Source organism: Micromonospora sp. KC213, from assembly GCF_004348325.1.
GTDB lineage: Bacteria > Actinomycetota > Actinomycetes > Mycobacteriales > Micromonosporaceae > Micromonospora.
Genome location: NZ_SMKF01000122.1, coordinates 1 through 17,787 on the forward strand (window position 1 = coordinate 1; position 17,787 = coordinate 17,787).

Genomic DNA, 17,787 nt, shown 5'->3' on the forward strand with positions numbered 1-17,787 from the left:
ACCGGTGAAGACTCGGGCGGGTGGTGGGGACGGTGCCCGCGGAGCGGGCAGGGGCGGTGGAGTGGCTGGCGTTCGAGCAGGCCGGCGTGCTCACCAGTGCGCAGGCGACCAGGCTGCTGACTCCGGGTACGGTGCGCGGCCTGGTCCGCTCCGGTCGGTGGCGGTCGATCTGCCGGGGCATTCTCGTCACCGGCAACGGGCGGCTCACCCCGCGACCAGCAACTGTGGGTGGCGGTCCTCGCCGCCGGGCCGGAGGCGGTGTTGGCCGGGGTGACCGCCGCCGGCGAGGCAGGGGTACGAGGGCTTCGTGCCGAGCCGCTGCACGTGCTGGTGCCGGCGGGCCGGAAGGTGGCGACGGTGCTACGCCAACTGCCGATCGACATGCCCGCCGTCGTGGTGCACCGCACGGCGGTGCTGCCCGACGGCCATCTGCAGCTGGCCGGCCGCCGCGGACGACGACGGCCCGAGCGGTGGTGGACGGTGCAGGATGGGCTCGCAGCGACGACGAGACCCGGGCGGTGCTGGCCGCCGCGTGCCAGCAGCGTCGGGTGCTGCCGGAGGAGATCGTCGCGGTGCTCGACGTGCTGCCTCGGGCACCGCGCCGGCGGCTGATCCACCGGACCATCGCGGACATCGCCGGCGGCGCGCAGGCCCTGTCCGAGCTGGACTTCTTGACGCTCTGCCGACGTCACCGGCTGCCGGAGCCGGACCTTCAGGAACGCCGGAGGGATCAGTCCGGACGGCTGCGGTTCCTCGACGCGTACTGGCGACAGTGGCGGCTGCACGTGGAGGTCGACGGCTCACACCACATGGACGTCCGACACTGGGCGGCGGACATGCGTCGGCAGAACGACATCTGGACCACCGGCGATCGGATTCTGCGCTTCCCCGCCTGGCTGGTCCGTACCCGTCCCGACGAGGTGGCCATCACCCTCCGCCGTGCCCTCCTCGCAGCCGGCTGGCAGCCGCAGACGTGAATCTTGGCGAGTTGCCGTTTGTCGCGGACGACAACCCGCCAAGATCTCCAGCGGCCTGCCGCTAGGACGAGGTGCAGGGAGCGCCGTTGAGGGTGAAGGCGGTGGGCTTCGGGTTGGTCCCGGTGTGGGTGCCGTTGAAGCCGAAGCTGGTCGACGCCCTCGGCGCGAGCGTCCCGTTGTACGGCAGGTTCGTCGCGGTCACCGCCGTACCGGTCTGGGTGTAGGTGGCCGACCAGCCCTGGCCCACCTTCTGCCCGCCGCTCGGGAAGGTGAAGGCGAGCGTCCAGCCGCTGACGGTGGTGGTGCCGGTGTTCGTGACGGTGATGTTCGCGGTGAAGCCGGTGTCCCAGGTGCTGGTCGTCCAGGTCACCGCGCAGCCGCCGCCGACCGGCGGGTCCGCGGTGGTGACGGTGACCGGGGGTGAGGCCGCGGAGACGTTGCCGGCCGCGTCCACCGCGACCACGGTGAAGGTGTACGTGGTGGCGGCGGTCAGCCCGGTGACGGCGAGTGTGGTGCCGGTGGTCGAGCCGACGAGGACATCCCCGGCCCGGTGGACCCGGTACCCGGTGACGCCCACGTCGTCGGTGGCCGGTGCCCAGGTCAGGGTGAGCCCGGTCGGGCCGATCGCGGAGGCGGTCGGGGTGCCCGGGGCGGTGGGCGCGGTGGTGTCCGGCGCGGGAGCGGCCGGGGTGGTGACGCCGAGGGTGGGCGAGGCGGCCGACCGGTTGCCGGCGCCGTCGCGGGCGACCACGCTGAACTGGTACGTCCGCTCCGGCGTCAGCCCGGTCACGGTGAGCGAGTTGGTGGTGGTCGCCACCACGACCGGGTCGCTGCCGGCAGACGTGCGGGTGACGTCGTACCCGGCCAGGCCGCTGCCGCCGGTGTCGGTGGAGGCGGGCCAGGTGAGGGTCACCCCGGTGGCGGTGAGCGCCGAGGCGACCGGCCGGCCGGGGGCGCTCGGCGCGGTGGTGTCGGGCGTGGCCGGGCCCGGTTCCTCACCCCAGACCCGCGCCCCGGCGGAGTAGAGCGCGACCTTGCGGTTCGGCCCCGCGGCGGCCTGATAGGACGGGTCGTTGGTCGGGTCCCAGGTGCCGCCCTCCGGTACGCCGATCTTGAACTGGACCTCCATCCGGTGCGCCGACTGCCCGGCGGGGGCGATGGTGTGCCCGGTGCAGTCGATCTCGACGTACCAGATGTCGCCGCTGTGCTGCCGGGCCGCCGTCGGCGACGGGCAGCCCTGGGTGTAGCCGGGGGTGACCTGGACGGGCCCGGTGCCGTCGGGGCGGAAGTAGTACCGGAACCTGGCGGTGGTCAGCGCCCGGGCGGGGAACGCTGACTTGTTGTAGACGATGGCCTTGAGTCCGGTGGCCCGGGGCTCGGCCTGCGTCACCGTGGTCTCCACGGTCAGCTCGTCGATGTCCGGGGTCTCCGGAGTGGGGAAGCCGGCGAGCGGGCTGCCGCCGTACTGGCTGGTGAGCCGGGCGAGGGCGGAGGTGAAGCCGGCGTTGTAGTCGGTGGCGACCTCGTTCATCACGTAGTCGTCGCGGTTGTCGGTGTACGCGTCGTTCGGCGACGACGGGCCGCCGACGAGCGCGCCGTAGAGCACGTGCCGGGTCTCGGTCGGCACCTTGCTGCTGTCCCACCAGGAGCCGTGCGCGGTGCGGTGGTGCGGGTTCTTCGGAGGGTTGGCCCCGAACCCGACGACGTAGCTGGATTTGCGCGGGTTGTCGCCGAGGGCGTAGTTGATCTGCCGGACGGCGAAGTCGTGGTAGCGCGCCTTTCTGGTGGCGTCCGTGGTCCGGTCGCTGTAGACCAGCGCGGCGAAGGCGGTGTTCGCGGCGTACCGCAGCGCGCCCCAGGTGTCGAGCACAGCCATGCCGCCGGGCGAGTAGCGGATCTTCTCCCCGTTGACGCCGACCGTCCAGTAGTCCAGCCACCGGTTGGCGTCGTCGACGTACTTCTGCTTGCCGGTCAGGTTGGCCAGCAGCACGTACGCCCCGAACTGCTTGTTGTCCCAGGCGATCGTCCACCTGTAGGAGCGGGTGTTGCTCTGGTTCTCGGTGTTGAGCCGGTCGTACTCGCTCTCCGCCTTGGCCAGGTAGGCCGCCTCGCCGGTGGCCCGGTGCAGCCAGATCGCGCCCCAGACCAGCTCGTCCTGCCAGCCGCTCCAGGAGCGGTAGAAGTTGGTCGCGTCGGTGATGCACTCGTGGTAGCTCCTGCGCACCGTGTCGGCGAAGGTGTAGAGCTGCCGAGCGTGGGTCAGCAGCTTGTCGGCGTAGGCGGCGTCGGTGGGCCGGAAGACCATCGACGAGGCGGCCATCGCCGCCGCCGTCTCCCCCGCCAGGTCCGCACCGCCGCAGCTCGCATCGATTTTGTACGCGGGCCGCGCCATCGGCATCACCTCGGCCGGGCCCCACCACTTGTGGTCGTCGTCGCCCTTGCCGACCTGTCCGTAGAGGACGTTCGGCGCGGGATGCGCCTTGATGAAGTAGTCGTTGACGAAGCGTAGGTTGTTGAGCAGGTGCGGCAGTTGGCCGGCGGCGACGTAGCCGTCGCGGTACTCGACCGCACCCCAGGCGAGCATGGTGGCGCTGAACGCCATCGGAAAGCCGAACTTGACGTGGTCGCCGGCGTCGTACCAGCCGCCGGTGAGGTCGAGGCCGACGTCGGCGCCGTCGGTGAGCGCGGAGTCGCCGCGCCACGAGACCCGGTTCCAGGCCGGCTTCTTTCCGGACTGCTGAGCCTCGTAGAAGAACAACGACTTCTGCAACGCCTCGGCGTAGTTGAAGGCCGGTGCGGCGGCGCTCTGCCTGGCGGCGGGGACGGCGGCGGCGGGGACGGCGGCGCCTACGGCCAGGGCCAGGGTGCCGGCGAGGGCGGCCCCGGCGGCGAGGAGACGGTGCAACCAGGATCTGCCGTTCAGCGGGGGCCGGGTCGGGTGGCGCATGGCGAACTCCTGTCGCGGACGACTCCGGCGGCGGCCCGACGGGACGGAGTCGGGTGGCGCCGGCGCCGGAGGACGGTGGTGGGCGGAGCCCCGCAACCGGGAGCGCTCCCATGGATGTTCGACAATGTAATCTGGTGGTGGCCCGTTTGTGAAGGTGTACGCTGTGCCACCTTCCACCGCCCGGCCGCCCCGACACGACAGCAACGGTGACCTCGCCGCCGCAGCGTCGCGCGGGCCGTGCATGTCACACCGACACGCCGTCCGAGGGGCACAACCAACCGGTTATCCCTACCCGGTCGCCGCACGTCCGCCCAGCTCAGGATGATCCTCGGATGGCGAGCGGCGACGCCGAGGCGGGATCATGAGCCGCCCTCTCCACCAGACCCGGAGGATTACTCATGCTCCAGCTTCGGCGCGTGGCGCGCACACTTCTCATCGCGAGCGCCGCCACGGCCCTCGTCGCTTTCGCCACCCCGGCTTGGGCGTCGAGCACCATCCCGCTCAAGTCGGCCCACCAGGGCTCGACCGCGGCGGCCTTCCAGCAGGAGTGCGAGGACGAGAAGTTCGTCGACAAGCCTCGGGCGCACGACGGCTGGCACTTCGTCCTGCCCGGCAGCAAGAAGACCGCCGGTGACTTCGAGCGCCTCTCCCTCACCTTCTCGAACGGCTCCGCGACGGTGACCGTGGCGGTGCCGGACGACTCGGACGCCTACCCCGACTTTCTCTCCGCCACCGGCAACGGCCAGGTCAAGCACGCCTACGTCTTCACGCCGGCCGGCTGGACGCTGGTGGGTGGCACCGCGACGATCAGCGGTGAGGACGACGAGTTCAATCTGAGCCACACCTGCCCGGGCACCGTCCCGTCGGGGTCACCGAGCCCGTCGCCGTCGGCCTCCGCGTCCCCGTCGACGTCGACCTCCCCGTCGACGTCGACCTCCCCCTCGACCTCGACCTCGGAGTCGGTCTCCCCGAGCGGGTCGTCCTCGACCACGCCGGGCACCGGCGGTGGCGGCGGTGGCCAGGACGGCGACCTGCCGCTCACCGGCGTGGCGGTGACGACCGTCGCGCTGTTCGGCCTCGCACTGATCGGTGGCGGTGTCGCCCTGACCGTGCTGCGGCGTCGCCGGGACCGGATCACCTTCACCAGCTGACACTCCCGCAGCAGAGCACACCGGCCGTCGGGCGACCCGCCCGGCGGCCGGTGGCGTTCGGGTCGCGCGTCGGGTCGACTGGCGTACTACCCCATCGAGCCCGAGTCGGGTCAGCGGCCGGACGTGGTGCTCGCCGATCCGGAGGGCAACCGGTTCTGCGTCTCCGGGCACAGGTACGACGGTGGCCGGGCGCGCGTCGGCACCCGGCCACCCGAGGATCGACCTGTCAGCGCTTCTTCACGATGCCGGGCAGTGCCTTCTCGGCCAGCCTGATGTCCGTGAACAGCTGGGTGCACCCGAAGTCGTACTGGCCACCGCCGCTGATGATGCCCTTCGCGACGACCTTCCCGCCGCTGACGCTGTAGACCGGGCCACCGGAGTCACCGTTCTTGATGCAGACGCCGAGCCGCTCGCCCAGGGTGGCGTTGCGGAGCATCTCACCGTCGCGGTACCGGATGGTCACCTTCGTGTCGACGACCTTCCAGCCGCACTGCTCGCCGGTGGTCGTGCCACCGGTGCAGTACTTGTCGCCGTACTTCGGTGACCGGCTGGCGACTCCCTTGACCACCCGGGATCCGCTGGAGTTCGGCCCGCCGACGTACATCTTGGGGTCGGTCTTCCAGCCGCTGTTCATCTTCACCAGCGCGAGGTCGCCGCTGTAGTAGGACTGGCCGCTGAGCTTCACCGAGCCGGTGCTGTTGTTCCAGTTGTCCCGGACGACCTTGCCGACCTTGCTGCTGCCGTAGCGGGGCATCCGCACGTCGGTGTTGGCGCTCGTGCAGTGCCCGGCGGTGAGGAAGTAGTGCTCGCCCTCGTGCGTCCAGGAGAAGCCAATCGTGCAGGTGCCCCGGTTGGTGTGCACCGTGGCGCCGCCGTAGAACGGGTTGGCGTCGTTGTCCCGGCTGACGGTGGCGCCGACGTCCGCGCCCGGGGTGAGGAAGACCGCGACCTTGTCGGCGCCGTACCGGCTGGCCAGCGCGGTACGGGTCTGCTCGGTGAGCGCGGACGCGCGGACCACCACCCGGTTACGCTCGGCGTCGACAGACGCCGCGTACAAGCTCGACACTCCAGGTACGTCCGACCCCAGCACCTCGTCCTGCACGGCCGTCAGGTCGGCGAGGCTGTACTTCACTGCCGGGGTTCGGGGATAGAACATCCTCGGAATGATGATCTGATCGGATTCCGGGTCGGCCAACGCGGTCGACTCCGCGGGAGGCGGCTCCTCGGTCTTGTCGGACTCGACACCCGCCTGGGTCGGGTCGTCGTTACCGTCGTCGACGTCAGTGGCGTTGACGGCGATGCCGGCCCCCGCGTAGGCGACCTTCGTCGAGGCGGCGCTGGCCCGCACGCCCGAGACGATCCGCCCCGTGGTCGGATCGACATAGGGCGGGGCGAGATCCGTCGGGTCCGCCTCGGCCCGCGCCTCCGCCGTCTCCAGGGCGATCGCCACGTCGTCGGCGAGCTGGTCGGGAACTGCCGGCGGCACGGTGAACACCTCGACAGCGGTGGCGGTGGCCGGTCGGGCACCGGTCACGTCGGCGGAGCCCGGCGCGGCACCGGCCGGCTGCCCGCCAGCGAGCAGCGCCACCGCGCCGGCCGCACCCACGGCGACGACGCGGTTCAGGAGTCGACGCTTGTGTCTGGTCAAAAGGGAACCTCCACCTCGATAACGGCCTACGTGGACAGACACCGTCCGCGTTGGAAGGACGCGGTCGGACCCGGGCCGCGTTGGCGTCAGAGGGTGTGTTGATGATCATAATTCGGGTCCGGACGGCCGTACCCCGGCACCGTGGGATGTCCCGATGTCCACCGCCGTCACGGCCGAGGACGAAAACGGGCAGGGCCCCCGCACCGGAGGCCCTGCCGTCGTACCGTCCTCCGCACCGGAGGTCGGCCGGTGGCACCGGGTGATCCGTCACCCGACGCCGGTGTGGTCGCGTACCGTCGTCGCCCCCGTCCCGTCGCACCGACGGGACGCGTCCGGTCGTGACCGTCGTCCTCAGCCCGCCCGGTCCGTCCGGGCAGGCACCGCGACCGCCCGGTCCGTCGCCGCCACCCGGGGGGCCAGCGGCACCGTGATCGTCAGCAGCGAGCCGTCGCGCTCGACCGGGGCCGGCCGACCCAACCGGCGTACGGCCCGCAGCATCGCGGTGTCCTCCGCCCGGACGGGCAGCAGCACGGCAACGTACCCGGCCCGCTCGGCCCGGTCGAGCAGGCGGCGCAGCAGGGCCGTACCGAGGCCGCGCCGCTGCCAGTCGTCGCGTACCAGCAGGGCCGCCTCGGCCTCGTCTCCCTCTCCGGACAGGTTGGCCATGGCGACGATCGACTCCGCCGCCCCGCCGGAGCCGATCGTCGCCAGCAGGGTGGCCCCACGGGCCGGATCCAGCAGCCGGCGCAACCGGTCCGGCGACCACATCGCCGCGCCGCCGGGGTGGCGCCGCTGCCGGGTCCGCGCCGAGCATCCCTCGTACAGCTCGACCACGCCCGGCAGATCATCCACGGCCGCCGGTCGGACGACCGCCTCGGTGGAGTCCGGCAGCACCAGGGTCACCCGCTCGACGTCCCGGCGGACCATCGTGGCCGCCAACTCGACCAGCGCCTGCGCCCGGGCGTACTCGGCGGGGGTGAAGCTCGGCTCCCGCCGCCGCAGCTCGTACGAGCCGCCGGTCGGGTCGGCGAGCAGCATGCTCGACGCCGCGCAGCCACCGTGCTGGTTCGCCGGCATCGGCCGCCAGGTCACCTCGTCCGCGCCGAGCAGTATGCGCAGCGCCTCCCCGGTGGCCTCCGGATCCCGCACCATTCGGGCCGCCAACCCGAGCACCCGGGTCGGCTGGTCCACCAGGCCCCGCGCCTCGCTGCGCGCCACCCAGCAGTCCCGTCCCCGACCCCGCTCCACGGCGGCGAGCAGATCCGCCTCGCCGAGGGTGTCCGGGGCGTCGACGAGGAAGTCGTCGACCGCCCCGACCTCGGTGGTGTGCACCTGCACGCTGAGGATGTTGACCCCGCGCAGCGCGAGACTCGCCGTGAGCACCGACAGGTAGCCCGGCCGGTCGTCCACCGTCGCCCGGATCCGCCACAAAGCCATGTCCGCTCCCTTCCCCCGCCACGACAGTGCCGGGGCGCTGTTGCCGGGTCGTTGCCCGCCGGTGACGCCAGCGGAACTGTTCGCCCAGCTCAGGTGAGGCTGGTTACCTGCGGCGGTCCGACCAGGTCCAGCCGGTCGCCGAGGATCACCGCGCTGGCCCGGACGAGTTGGGCCAGCCGGTCCACCTCGGTGGTGTGGAACCCGGCGGCGGTGAGCGGTTCGGTGTGCTCCCGCGCGACCACCAGCACCAGCCCGGCCCGACCGAACGGGGCGACCGCGAAGTGGGTGCCGTCGGCACCGGTCATCGCCCGGGCGCGCAGCGGAGTGATCTCGGGCAGCCGCGGCGGCTGCGGTGCCCGCCAGCTGGCCTGCCCCACGGTCGCCGTCCCGCCGCCGGCACACGACGCCCAGTCCGCCGGCACCACCGCGGTCACCGCCCAGTCGGCGGCGAGCAGCCCGGGCACCGCGTCGACCAGGGTGGCCACCCCGTCGGCGGGGTTCGCGGCGACCTGGGCCAGCAGCTCGGCGTCCTGGCCGGTGGTGGTCGGGGCACCGATGGCCTGCCACACGCCGTCGACGCGTACCCCGGGGATGGCGGCCAGACCGGCCAACAACCGTTCCACCCGGGCGGCGCCCGGCCACACCACGGTGAAGTCGTCCACGGCCCGACCGCCGAGCCGTTCCAAAACCACGACCTGGACGATGTCGGCACCGGACACCCCGAGTGTGCGAGCCACCTGGCCGAGCGTGCCGGGTCGGTCCGGCAGGGTCACCCGAACTCTCAGCAACATGTCAGTCCCTCCGCTCGGCGGGCCGGCGTGGTGGCCGGCAGGCTGGGCACCAGCCTGCCGGTTGACCATTTCGCCCCTGTTTCCCGGCCGTGTCCCGGGCGGAAATCCCGCCTTGACACGGCGGCGGAGCTGCCATCAACTATCCGGATGACCGATCCGGCCGCCGGCGCCCGGCCGCATGCCGGCACCCCCGGCGCTCCGCCGGTCGGGGTGGCCCCGAAGGGGTTGGACCTCGACCGGCTGGCCGGCTACCTGTCCGATCACCGGCCGGAACTGGCCGGCGAACCGTTGACCGCCACGCTGATCGCCGGCGGCCGGTCCAACCTGACCTACCTGCTGCGTGCCGGCGACCACGAGGTGGTGCTACGCCGGCCGCCGCTCGGCCACGTACTGGCCACGGCGCACGACATGGCCCGCGAGTTCCGGGTGATCTCCGCGCTCGCGCCCACCGCCGTGCCGGTGCCGGCGGCCGTGCACCTGTGTGCGGACGCCGAGGTGATCGGGGCGCCCTTCTACCTGATGGAACGGGTGCCCGGCGAGGTGTTCCGCGGCCGCGCGCAGACCGACCCGCTCGGCGAGGCACGGCGACGTGAGCTGACCATGGCGATGATGGACACCCTGGCCACGCTGCACGCGGTCGACCCGGCCGAGGTCGGGCTCGCCGACTTCGGCCGCTTCGACGGTTACCTGGCCCGGCAGGTGCGCCGCTGGGCCGGACAGCTCGACCGGTCCCGCAGCCGGCCGCTGCCCGGCATCGACGAGCTGCGTGACCTGTTGGCCGGCACCGTCCCGGAGAGCGCGAACGCCGGGCGGATCGTGCACGGCGACTACCGGCTGGACAACCTCCTGGCCACTGTGGACCCGGTGTCGGTACGCGCGGTGCTCGACTGGGAGATGGCCACGCTGGGTGATCCGCTCGCCGACCTCGGCCTGCTGCTGACCTACTGGGACGTGCTCGGTGACAGCGCCCTCGCCGCCGGCAACCCGGTCGCCGACGGCGTCGGCCCGCGCGCCGGTTTTCCCGCCGGGGCCGAGCTGATCGAACGGTACGCCGGGCGCGGCGATGTCGACGTCGGGCCGCTGCACTGGCACGTGGCGCTCGGCTGTTTCAAGCTCGCGGTGATCTGCGAGGGCATCCACTACCGGCACACCCTCGGGCAGACCCTCGGTGCGGGCTTCGACCGGATCGGGGAGCTGGTCGCCCCGCTGGTCGAGCGCGGTCTACGCGAGGTCAGGGAGACATGATGGAGTTCGAGTACGACGCCCGGACCGTCGCGCTGCGCGAGCGGCTGGCCGCCTTCCTCGACGAGTGTGTGTACCCGGCCGAGGCGGTGTACGCCGAGCAGGTGGCCGCCGCCGGCGATTCGTGGTCCCGGCCCCCAATACTGGCGGAGCTGAAGGCCGAGGCCCGTCGGCGCGGCCTGTGGAACCTCTTCCTGCCCGACCCGCGCCACGGCGCCGGGCTGACCAACCTCCAGTACGCGCCACTGGCCGAGCTGACCGGGCGCAGCCCGTACCTGGCACCAGAGGCGGTCAACTGCGCGGCCCCGGACACCGGCAACATGGAGCTGCTGGCCGAGTTCGGCTCGCCGGCGCAGCGGGACCGCTGGCTGGCGCCGCTGCTGGCGGGGGAGATCCGCTCGGCGTTCTGCATGACCGAGCCGGAGGTCGCCTCCTCCGACGCCACCAACATCGCCACCCGGATCACCCGCGACGGCGACGAGTACGTGGTGACCGGGCGCAAGTGGTGGTCGTCCGGGGCGATGGATCCGCGCTGCGCGGTCTTCATCGTGATGGGGAAGACCGACCCGACCGCCGAGCGGCACCGCCAGCAGAGCATGGTGCTGGTGCCCCGCGACACCCCGGGAGTGACGGTCCGCCGGGGCATGACCGTCTTCGGCTTCCGGGACGCGCCGCACGGTGGGCACGCCGAGATCGACTTCACCGAGGTACGGGTACCGGTGCAGAACCTGATCGGCGCGGAGGGCAGCGGGTTCGCCATCGCCCAGGCCCGGCTCGGTCCGGGGCGCATCCATCACTGCATGCGGCTGATCGGCATGGCCGAGCGAGCGCTGGAGCTGCTCTGCCGGCGGGTGCTGGACCGGGTCGCCTTCGGCCGGCCGCTGGCCGAGCAGGGCGTGGTGCGGGAGTGGATCGCCGAGTCACGGGTCCGGATCGAGCAGTCCCGGCTGCTGGTGCTCAAGACCGCCTGGCTGATGGACACCGTCGGCAACCGGGGCGCGCACACCGAGATCCAGGCCATCAAGATCGCCACTCCGGCGATGGCCGAGTGGGTGATCGACAAGGCCATCCAGGCGTACGGTGGCGCGGGCGTCAGCCAGGACACCCCGCTGGCCGGGCTCTGGGTCCAGGCCCGCAGCCTGCGGCTGGCCGACGGCCCCGACGAGGTGCACCGGGCGTCTCTGGCCAAGCGGGAACTGCGCCGCTGGTCAGCCCCCGACTGACCGGCCCGGCTGCGGGGCACCGAGGTGACCCAGGTTCTCCAGCGGCGAGCCGACGGCCGGTCTCCGTGTCAGGCCGAGGCGCGATGGATGAGCTGGGTGTCCAGCAGCAGGTGCGGGGTGGGGATGTCGTCGCCGCGGATCCGGGCCACCAGCAGCCGCGCCATCTGCCGGCCCATCTCCTCCACCGGCTGGAAGACGGTGGTCAGCGGCGGGTCGGCCTGCCGGGCGATCGGCGCGTCGTCGAACCCGATCACCGCCACGTCGTCGGGAACCCGGCGGCCGGTCTCCCGCAGGGTCCGCAACGCGCCGAAGGCCATCAGGTCCGAGGCGACGAAGACCGCGTCCAGGTCGGGGCAGACCTCCAGCAGCCGCCGCATGCCGGCCGCGCCGCTGCCCTCGCTGAAGTCCCCGTACACCACCATGCGCGGGTCGACCTCCGAGCCGGTGGTGCGCACGGCGTCCCGGTAGCCGGCGAGGCGGGCCAGCCCGACGCCCATGTCCTGCGGGCCGGCGATGGTGGCGATCCGCTGCCGGCCCCGGCGGGCCAGGTGTTCCACCGCCTGCCGTGCGCCACCGACGTTGTCCACGTCGACGAACCAGGGCGGTCGCGCGCCCGGCTGGAGCATGCGGGCCGGCCGGCCACCGAGCACGGTCGGCAGGCCGCGCTCCTCCAGCAGGGTCGGCAGCGGGTCGGCGTCGTGCAGCGATAGCAGCAGGACCCCGTCGACGTGCTGGTTGGTCAGGTGGTGCTCGACGCGTTCCCGTTCGATCGGGGACTGCACCATGGCCAGCCAGAGTTGCAGCGGCGTCTCCAGCAGCCCGGAGCTGACGCCCCGGACGATGCCGGCGAAGAACGGCTCGGTGAAGACCCGCTCCCCCGATTCGGAGACCACCAGGGCGACCGAGTCGGTGCGTTGGGTGACCAGGGCCCGGGCGGCGCGGTTCGGCACGTACCCCAGTTCGGCGATGGCCTGTTGGACGGCGGCCCGGGCCTCCGGGCTGACCTGCAGTGAACCGTTGACCACCCGGGAGACCGTGCCGCGGCCGACACCCGCGCGGGCGGCGACCGCGTCGAGTGTCGGACGCCCGAGTGACCGGGTGCGGTGCGTTGTCATTGTCTGCTCCTCCGACGTCGGGCGGCCCGCCATCCTCGAGGAGGGTACGGGCGGGGCCGCCCGGAAAGCTGCTGGCCTTCGCCTATTGTCCGGCCAGACCGTTGCGTCGGATCACCTCGGCGTACCACCTGGCACTGGACTTTGGGATACGGATCTGGGTGTCATAGTCGATCCAGACCATGCCGAACCGCTTCGTGTAACCCCACGCCCACTCGAAATTATCCATCAGGGACCAGGCGAAGTAGCCTCGCAGGGGCACCCCCGCCGTGATCGCCTCGTGCGCGGCCCGCAGGTGGGCGTCGAAGTAGGCGAGCCGGTCGGCGTCGTCGACCTTCCCGTCGACCACCTCGTCGACGAAGGCGGAGCCGTTCTCGGTGACGTACAGCGGGAGGTCGGTGTACTCCTCGTGGACCCGGCGCAGCGTCTCCACCAGGCCCGGAGCGTCGATCTCCCAGTTCATGTCGGTCACCGGCACGCCGCGGGTGACGAACCGGACGTCCTGGCTGCCCGGCCAGCACGACGGCGCCCGCCAGTACGGCTCCTGTTGCGCCCCCTCGACCGGGGCCGCGACCACGTGCCGGCTGTAGTAGTTGATGCCGACCAGATCCATCGGGGTGGCGATGGTGGTTAGGTCACCGTCCTGGACGTGCCCGAAGTCGGTCACCTGCTTCAGGTCGGCGACGAGGTCGGCCGGGTACGACCCGCGCAGCAGCGGATCGAGGAAGAAGCGGTTGGCCAGCCCGTCGATCCGGCGGGCGGCGTCGGCGTCGGCCGGGTCGTCGCTGGCCGGGGTGACCGGATAGAGGTTCACCGTGACACCGAGTTGGGCGCTGGGCCGGGAGGCGCGCAACGCCTGCACGGCCAGACCGTGCCCGAGCATCAGGTGGTGGCCGGCGCGGACGGCGTCCGCTCCGTCGGAGCGACCCGGCGCGTGCGCCCCGGACCCGTAGCCGAGGAACGCCGAGCACCACGGTTCGTTGAGGGTGGTCCAGTAGGTGACCCGGTCGCCGAGCGCGTCGGCGACGAGCTGGGCGTAGTCGGCGAACCGGCCGGCGGTGTCGCGGGCCGGCCAGCCGCCGGCGTCCTCCAGCGGTTGGGGCAGATCCCAGTGGTAGAGGGTCAGCCACGGCTCGATGCCGTGGTTGAGCAGCTCGTCCACGAGCCGCCGGTAGAAGTCCAGCCCTTCGGCGTTGGCCGGGCCGGAACCGCCCGGCTGCACCCGGGGCCAGGCCACCGAGAACCGGTACGACCTCAGGCCCAGGTCGGCCATCATCCGGACGTCGTCGGGCATCCGGTGGTAGTGGTCGCAGGCCACGTCACCGGTGTGCCCGTTGACCACCCGGCCTTCGGTGTGACTGAACGTGTCCCAGATCGACGGGGTGCGACCGCCCTCGGTGGCCGCCCCCTCGATCTGGTAGGCGGCGGTCGCCGCGCCCCACAGGAAGCCGGGCGGGAAGATGAGTTCCGGCCCCTGCTCGAGGACACCGACGGCGGGCGGGTGGTTGGGGTTGCTCACGACTTGAGGGCACCTTCCATGATCCCGCCGATGATCTGGCGGCCGAACAGGACGAACACGACGAACAGCGGAAGGGTGGCGATCAGGGTACCCGCGAAGATCTGCGAGTTGTCCGCGAAGTAGGCCGTGTTGAGGCTGCGCAACGAGATCTGGACGGTCGGGTTGGCCGGGTCGGCCAGCACCACGAAGGGCCAGAAGAACTGGTTCCACTGCTCCATGAAGGTGAGCAGGCCGAGCACGGCGGCGGCGGGGCGCAGCGCCGGCACCACCACGTGCCAGTAGACCCGCCAGGTGGAGCAGCCGTCCACCCGGGCCGCCTCGATCAGCTCGTTCGGCACCGCCTGCTCGGCGTACTGGCGCATCATGAAGATCCCGAAGCCGCCGATGAGGAACGGCACGGTCACCGAGGGCATGGTGTTCAACCACTCGAGCTTGGCCATGAGGATGTACAGCGGCAGCACGCCGAGCTGGATGGGGATCATCATCGAGGCGAGGATGATCAGCAGCATCGCGTTCTTGCCCCGGAACCGCAGCTTGGCGAAGGCGAACCCGGCGAGGGAGCCGAAGAAGACCGTGGCCACGGTGATCGTCCCCGAGACCAGGAACGAGTTGGCCAGGCCGGTGAGGATGTTCGCGTCACCGTTGTCGAGGACCCGCTGGATGTTCTCGCCCAGCTTCCCGCCGGGCAGGAAGGGCGGCGGCCAGGAGTTGGCCGCGTCGTTCGTCCGCGAGGCGATGACGATCATCCAGTAGAACGGGAACAGGGACAGCAACACCCCGAGGACGAGCCCGATCCAGGTCAGCGGACTGGCCGTCCAGAGCCGCTCCGCCCGGTGACGGAGACCGGGGCGACCGGCCGCCGGGGGCCGGACCGCGGGTGGTAGCAGGGTCGTACTGGTCATGGCGCAACCCTCACTTGTCCGAGCTGATCCGGCGGGCCAGCAGGTAGTTGACGAAGGAGACGGAGGCGATCAGCAGGAAGAGCACCAGCGCGACGGCACCGGCGTAGCCCCAGCGGAACCGGGTGTTCATCACCTCGAGCAGGTACATGGTGATGGTCTGGAACTGCCCCTCCGAGCCGCCGGAGAGCGCGCCGGAGCCACTGGTGAACATCAACGGCTCGGTGAAGAGCTGTAGACCACCGATGGTCGAGATGATCAGCGTGAAGATGATGGTCGGCCGCAGCTGGGGAATGGTGATCGACCAGAACTGCCGGCGGCGGGAGGCGCCGTCGAGGGCCGCCGCCTCGTACATGTCCTTGCTGATCGACTGCATCGCGGCGAGGTAGATCAGGGCGTTGTAGCCGACCCAGCGCCAGTCGACCATGGTGGAGATGGCGAACCAGGAGGCGAAGCGGTTGGCCCGCCAGTCGATGGGGTCGACGCCGACGAGGTCGAGCAGCCAGTTCGCCAGACCGAAGTCCCGGGCGTAGATCATCGAGAAGATGAGCGCCACCACGGCGGTGGAGGTGATGATCGGCATCGCGATGGCCAGGCGGAAGAACATCTGCCCGCGGATGCGGCGGTTCAGCGCGTTGGCCAGCATGAGGGCGAGGAGCAGCTGCGGCACGGTGGACATGGCGAACATCCCGAAGGTGTTCCACACCGCGTTCCAGAACTGCGGGTCGTTGGTCAGCAGCTCGACGAAGTTGTCCAGGCCGACGAAGCTGATCGTGGCGTTGAGCGGCGACCGGTCGGTCAGCGCGATCCAGACCGTGTAGATGATCGGGTACACGCCGAAGATCGCGAAGATCACGAAGAACGGCAGGACGAGCACGTACGGGGTGAGGCGGAGGTCCAGTCGGGTCAGCCAGCGGGAGCCCGGAGGCGTGCGCCGTGTGGCCCGGCGCGACGGGGACTGCTCCACGGCCGGCGCGGCGGTGGTTTCCAGAGAACTCATGGGCGGTCCTTAGGGTCGGCGGCGCCGTCAGTGGGCACCGCGGACGGCGTCCGACGCGGGTTCACGGGTGGCGCCGGGGACCGGCACCACCCGTGAGCGCAGCCGATACCGGTTACTTGCCGGCGGCCTCGCCGTTCTTCACCGCGTCCTGCCACGCCGCGTCAGCGGCCTTGCCCTGCTCCACACTGCGCAGCGCGTTCTCGACCGCGTCCCGGACCGCCTGGTTCTTCGGGCCCAGGTAGACCGGCTTCAGCTCGCTCGCCCCGGCGGCGAAGATCTTGCCGACCGGCGCGTTGCTGAAGTAGTCGTTGGTCGCCTCCGCCACCGCCGGGTCGCTGAGCGCCTGCGGCGAGGACGGCAGGTTACCGACCTTCTTGAACGCCTCGGCCTGCGACTTGGCGCTGGTCAGGAACTTGGCCAGCTCGGCGGCCTCCTTCGGGTGCTTGCTGGCCTTCGGCACGCCGAGGAAGGCGCCACCCCAGTTGCCACCGGTACCCGGGGCCTTGGCGATGTCCCACTTGCCGGCAGCCGAGTCACCGGCCTGTCCCTTGATCACACCGGTCATCCAGGCCGGGCAGCCGATGGCGGCGAAGCTGCCGTTCTTGAAACCGGCGTTCCACTCGTTGGAGAAGCTCTTGAGGTGGTTCGACAGTCCGGCGCTGATCATCTTGGTGGTCAGGTCGAACGCCGACTTGACGTCCGGGTTGCTGCCGACGACCAGCTGGTTGCTCTTGTCGAAGTAGGTGTAACCGCTGCCGGCGCCGGCGGTCTGCATGAGCACCACGTTGTAGAAGTTCGTCGCGGAGTCGACGAACTTGTGCTTCTTGTCGACGGCGGCGAACTTCTGCCCGGTGGCGATGAACTCGTCCCAGGTCGGCCAGAGCGCGCCCACCTGCTCGCGGTCGGTGGGCAGGTTGGCGGCCTTGAACAGGTCGGTGCGGTAGCAGATGGCCATCGAGCCGATGTCGGTGCCGAGGCCGAGGACCTTGCCGTCGGGCGTCACGCCCTGTTCCCACTTCCAGGGCAGGAAGTTGCTCTTGAGGTCGTTGGCGCCGTGGTCGGCCAGGTTCACGAACTTGTCGGCCTGCGCGTAGAACTGGACGATCGTGCCCTCTTCGAGGGCGACGATGTCACCGGCGCCCGCGCCGGCGGTGATCTGCTGCGTCAGCCGGGTGTTGTAGTCGCCCAGGCCCAGGCCCTTGCCCCGCTCCTGGATCTTGATGTTCGGGTGTTCCGACTCGTACTGCTTGTAGAGATCCTCGTATCCGAAGCCCTGGTCGCCGAAGACGTCGACGACCAGGGTGATCTGCCCGTCGCCGCTCTCCGAGTCGTTGCCGCAGGCCGTGCCGGTCGCGAGCACGGCGACCGACGCAAGCGCGATCGCCGCGAAGCGACGGCGTGAGGTGACGCTCATCCTGACCCCTCTTTCGGTGGTGAGGCTGGGTTTGGGTGTGGTGGGGAGTGCCGCTCGCGTTCCTGTCGCAGCGCGGAGAACCGTTGGCGGGACGGCCGTGGAGTGATCCGCAGCACGCCCATGGGAACGCTCCCATGAGATTGCCGGGGCGTGACATAGGTGTCAATAGACCGATGGGAGCGTTCCCAGATCGTTACCGCCGATGCCGCTCGCCGGATCGACATGCTGGGGACCGCTCGGCGGTGCACCCCAGGCGGGCCGCGGCGTACCCGGGGAGCGCCGTCGGCGTGACTTCGGCAGTGTCAGCAGAAGCGCCGCAACAGCGTGCTCACCCGGCCCGGGTCGAAGGCGTCGGGATCGAAGCGCGAACCGACCCAGGCGCTCAACACGGCGTGCTCCGGATGGGTCGGATCGGCGAGCGCCGCCC

Annotated in this window: 14 protein-coding genes and 1 pseudogene; 4 read left to right on the forward strand and 11 right to left on the reverse strand. The window is 71.3% G+C overall.

Annotated elements, in window-relative coordinates; translation table 11 throughout:
* On the reverse strand, nt 1-181 hold a 181-nt coding region (locus tag E1166_RS32195; RefSeq protein WP_243710471.1), incomplete at its 3' end, for a hypothetical protein.
* 292 nt (nt 182-473) lie between these two features.
* On the opposite strand from E1166_RS32195, the gene E1166_RS32200 reads away from it, so the two are divergent.
* The gene (locus E1166_RS32200) at nt 474-977 is read left to right on the forward strand and encodes a DUF559 domain-containing protein (protein ID WP_243710472.1); all 504 of its coding nucleotides are present in this window, start codon (nt 474-476) and stop codon (nt 975-977) included.
* Nucleotides 978-1,038: 61 nt separating this feature from the next.
* On the opposite strand, the gene E1166_RS21665 is transcribed toward E1166_RS32200, so the two are convergent.
* The gene (locus E1166_RS21665; RefSeq protein ID WP_132341477.1) at nt 1,039-3,924 is read right to left on the reverse strand and encodes a glycoside hydrolase family 9 protein; all 2,886 of its coding nucleotides are present in this window, start codon (nt 3,922-3,924) and stop codon (nt 1,039-1,041) included.
* Between the two features lie 416 nt (nt 3,925-4,340).
* Here E1166_RS21665 and E1166_RS21670 point away from each other — a divergent pair, with 416 nt between their 5' ends.
* Nucleotides 4,341-5,075, forward strand: coding sequence for an LPXTG cell wall anchor domain-containing protein (locus E1166_RS21670; protein ID WP_243710473.1), 735 nt, complete (start codon nt 4,341-4,343; stop codon nt 5,073-5,075).
* A 226-nt stretch (nt 5,076-5,301) separates the two neighbouring features.
* Here E1166_RS21670 and E1166_RS21675 read toward each other — a convergent pair whose 3' ends face one another.
* The 3 genes from E1166_RS21675 to E1166_RS21685 all read right to left on the reverse strand — a co-directional run bounded on the left by E1166_RS21675 (nt 5,302) and on the right by E1166_RS21685 (nt 8,951).
* Nucleotides 5,302-6,723: a S1 family peptidase gene (locus tag E1166_RS21675; RefSeq protein ID WP_132341481.1), complete on the reverse strand. Its 1,422-nt coding sequence runs from the start codon at nt 6,721-6,723 to the stop codon at nt 5,302-5,304.
* A gap of 351 nt (nt 6,724-7,074) precedes the next feature.
* Nucleotides 7,075-8,160, reverse strand: a complete 1,086-nt coding sequence (locus E1166_RS21680; RefSeq protein ID WP_132341483.1) for a GNAT family N-acetyltransferase — start codon at nt 8,158-8,160, stop codon at nt 7,075-7,077.
* An 89-nt stretch (nt 8,161-8,249) separates the two neighbouring features.
* A complete protein-coding gene (locus tag E1166_RS21685; RefSeq protein ID WP_132341485.1) occupies nt 8,250-8,951 on the reverse strand; it encodes an amino acid-binding protein in 702 nt (233 codons plus the stop codon).
* 147 nt (nt 8,952-9,098) lie between these two features.
* Between E1166_RS21685 and E1166_RS21690 the strand changes: the two genes are divergently transcribed.
* Together E1166_RS21690 and E1166_RS21695 are read left to right on the forward strand one after the other, a co-directional pair.
* Entirely contained in the window at nt 9,099-10,196 is a 1,098-nt protein-coding gene (locus E1166_RS21690) for a phosphotransferase family protein (protein ID WP_132341487.1), read from the forward strand.
* The gene (locus E1166_RS21695) at nt 10,196-11,416 is read left to right on the forward strand and encodes an acyl-CoA dehydrogenase family protein (RefSeq protein ID WP_132341489.1); all 1,221 of its coding nucleotides are present in this window, start codon (nt 10,196-10,198) and stop codon (nt 11,414-11,416) included. Before E1166_RS21690 ends, E1166_RS21695 begins: the two co-directional genes overlap by 1 nt.
* 68 nt (nt 11,417-11,484) lie before the next feature.
* Here the strand turns inward: E1166_RS21695 and E1166_RS21700 are convergent, their stop codons facing one another.
* The 6 genes and pseudogenes from E1166_RS21700 to E1166_RS32205 all read right to left on the reverse strand — a co-directional run.
* Nucleotides 11,485-12,531, reverse strand: a complete 1,047-nt coding sequence (locus E1166_RS21700; protein ID WP_132341491.1) for a LacI family DNA-binding transcriptional regulator — start codon at nt 12,529-12,531, stop codon at nt 11,485-11,487.
* An 82-nt stretch (nt 12,532-12,613) separates the two neighbouring features.
* Nucleotides 12,614-14,047 carry a GH1 family beta-glucosidase gene (locus E1166_RS21705; RefSeq protein WP_132341493.1) on the reverse strand — a complete coding sequence of 478 codons (1,434 nt, stop codon included), beginning with the start codon at nt 14,045-14,047 and terminating at the stop codon, nt 12,614-12,616.
* Nucleotides 14,044-14,949 (reverse strand): carbohydrate ABC transporter permease, encoded by a 906-nt coding sequence (locus E1166_RS21710; RefSeq protein ID WP_132268286.1) that lies wholly within the window; start codon nt 14,947-14,949, stop codon nt 14,044-14,046. The genes E1166_RS21705 and E1166_RS21710 overlap by 4 nt, the downstream gene beginning before the upstream one ends.
* A 10-nt stretch (nt 14,950-14,959) precedes the next feature.
* Nucleotides 14,960-15,946 (reverse strand): sugar ABC transporter permease, encoded by a 987-nt coding sequence (locus E1166_RS21715; protein WP_132268284.1) that lies wholly within the window; start codon nt 15,944-15,946, stop codon nt 14,960-14,962.
* Between the two features lie 112 nt (nt 15,947-16,058).
* A complete protein-coding gene (locus E1166_RS21720) occupies nt 16,059-17,360 on the reverse strand; it encodes an extracellular solute-binding protein (RefSeq protein ID WP_132341495.1) in 1,302 nt (433 codons plus the stop codon).
* 302 nt (nt 17,361-17,662) lie between these two features.
* Nucleotides 17,663-17,787 (reverse strand): annotated as a pseudogene (locus tag E1166_RS32205) (plasmid pRiA4b ORF-3 family protein); the annotation flags it as partial.

Coding starts and splice junctions, on each gene's coding strand:
- E1166_RS21695 (WP_132341489.1), top strand. CDS start 10,196: ATGGAGTTCGAGTACGACGCCCGGACCGTCGCGCTGCGCGAGCGGCTG.
- E1166_RS21680 (WP_132341483.1), bottom strand. CDS start 8,160: ATGGCTTTGTGGCGGATCCGGGCGACGGTGGACGACCGGCCGGGCTAC.
- E1166_RS21710 (WP_132268286.1), bottom strand. CDS start 14,949: ATGACCAGTACGACCCTGCTACCACCCGCGGTCCGGCCCCCGGCGGCC.
- E1166_RS21685 (WP_132341485.1), bottom strand. CDS start 8,951: ATGTTGCTGAGAGTTCGGGTGACCCTGCCGGACCGACCCGGCACGCTC.
- E1166_RS21700 (WP_132341491.1), bottom strand. CDS start 12,531: ATGACAACGCACCGCACCCGGTCACTCGGGCGTCCGACACTCGACGCG.
- E1166_RS21720 (WP_132341495.1), bottom strand. CDS start 17,360: ATGAGCGTCACCTCACGCCGTCGCTTCGCGGCGATCGCGCTTGCGTCG.
- E1166_RS21690 (WP_132341487.1), top strand. CDS start 9,099: ATGACCGATCCGGCCGCCGGCGCCCGGCCGCATGCCGGCACCCCCGGC.
- E1166_RS21715 (WP_132268284.1), bottom strand. CDS start 15,946: ATGAGTTCTCTGGAAACCACCGCCGCGCCGGCCGTGGAGCAGTCCCCG.
- E1166_RS21665 (WP_132341477.1), bottom strand. CDS start 3,924: ATGCGCCACCCGACCCGGCCCCCGCTGAACGGCAGATCCTGGTTGCAC.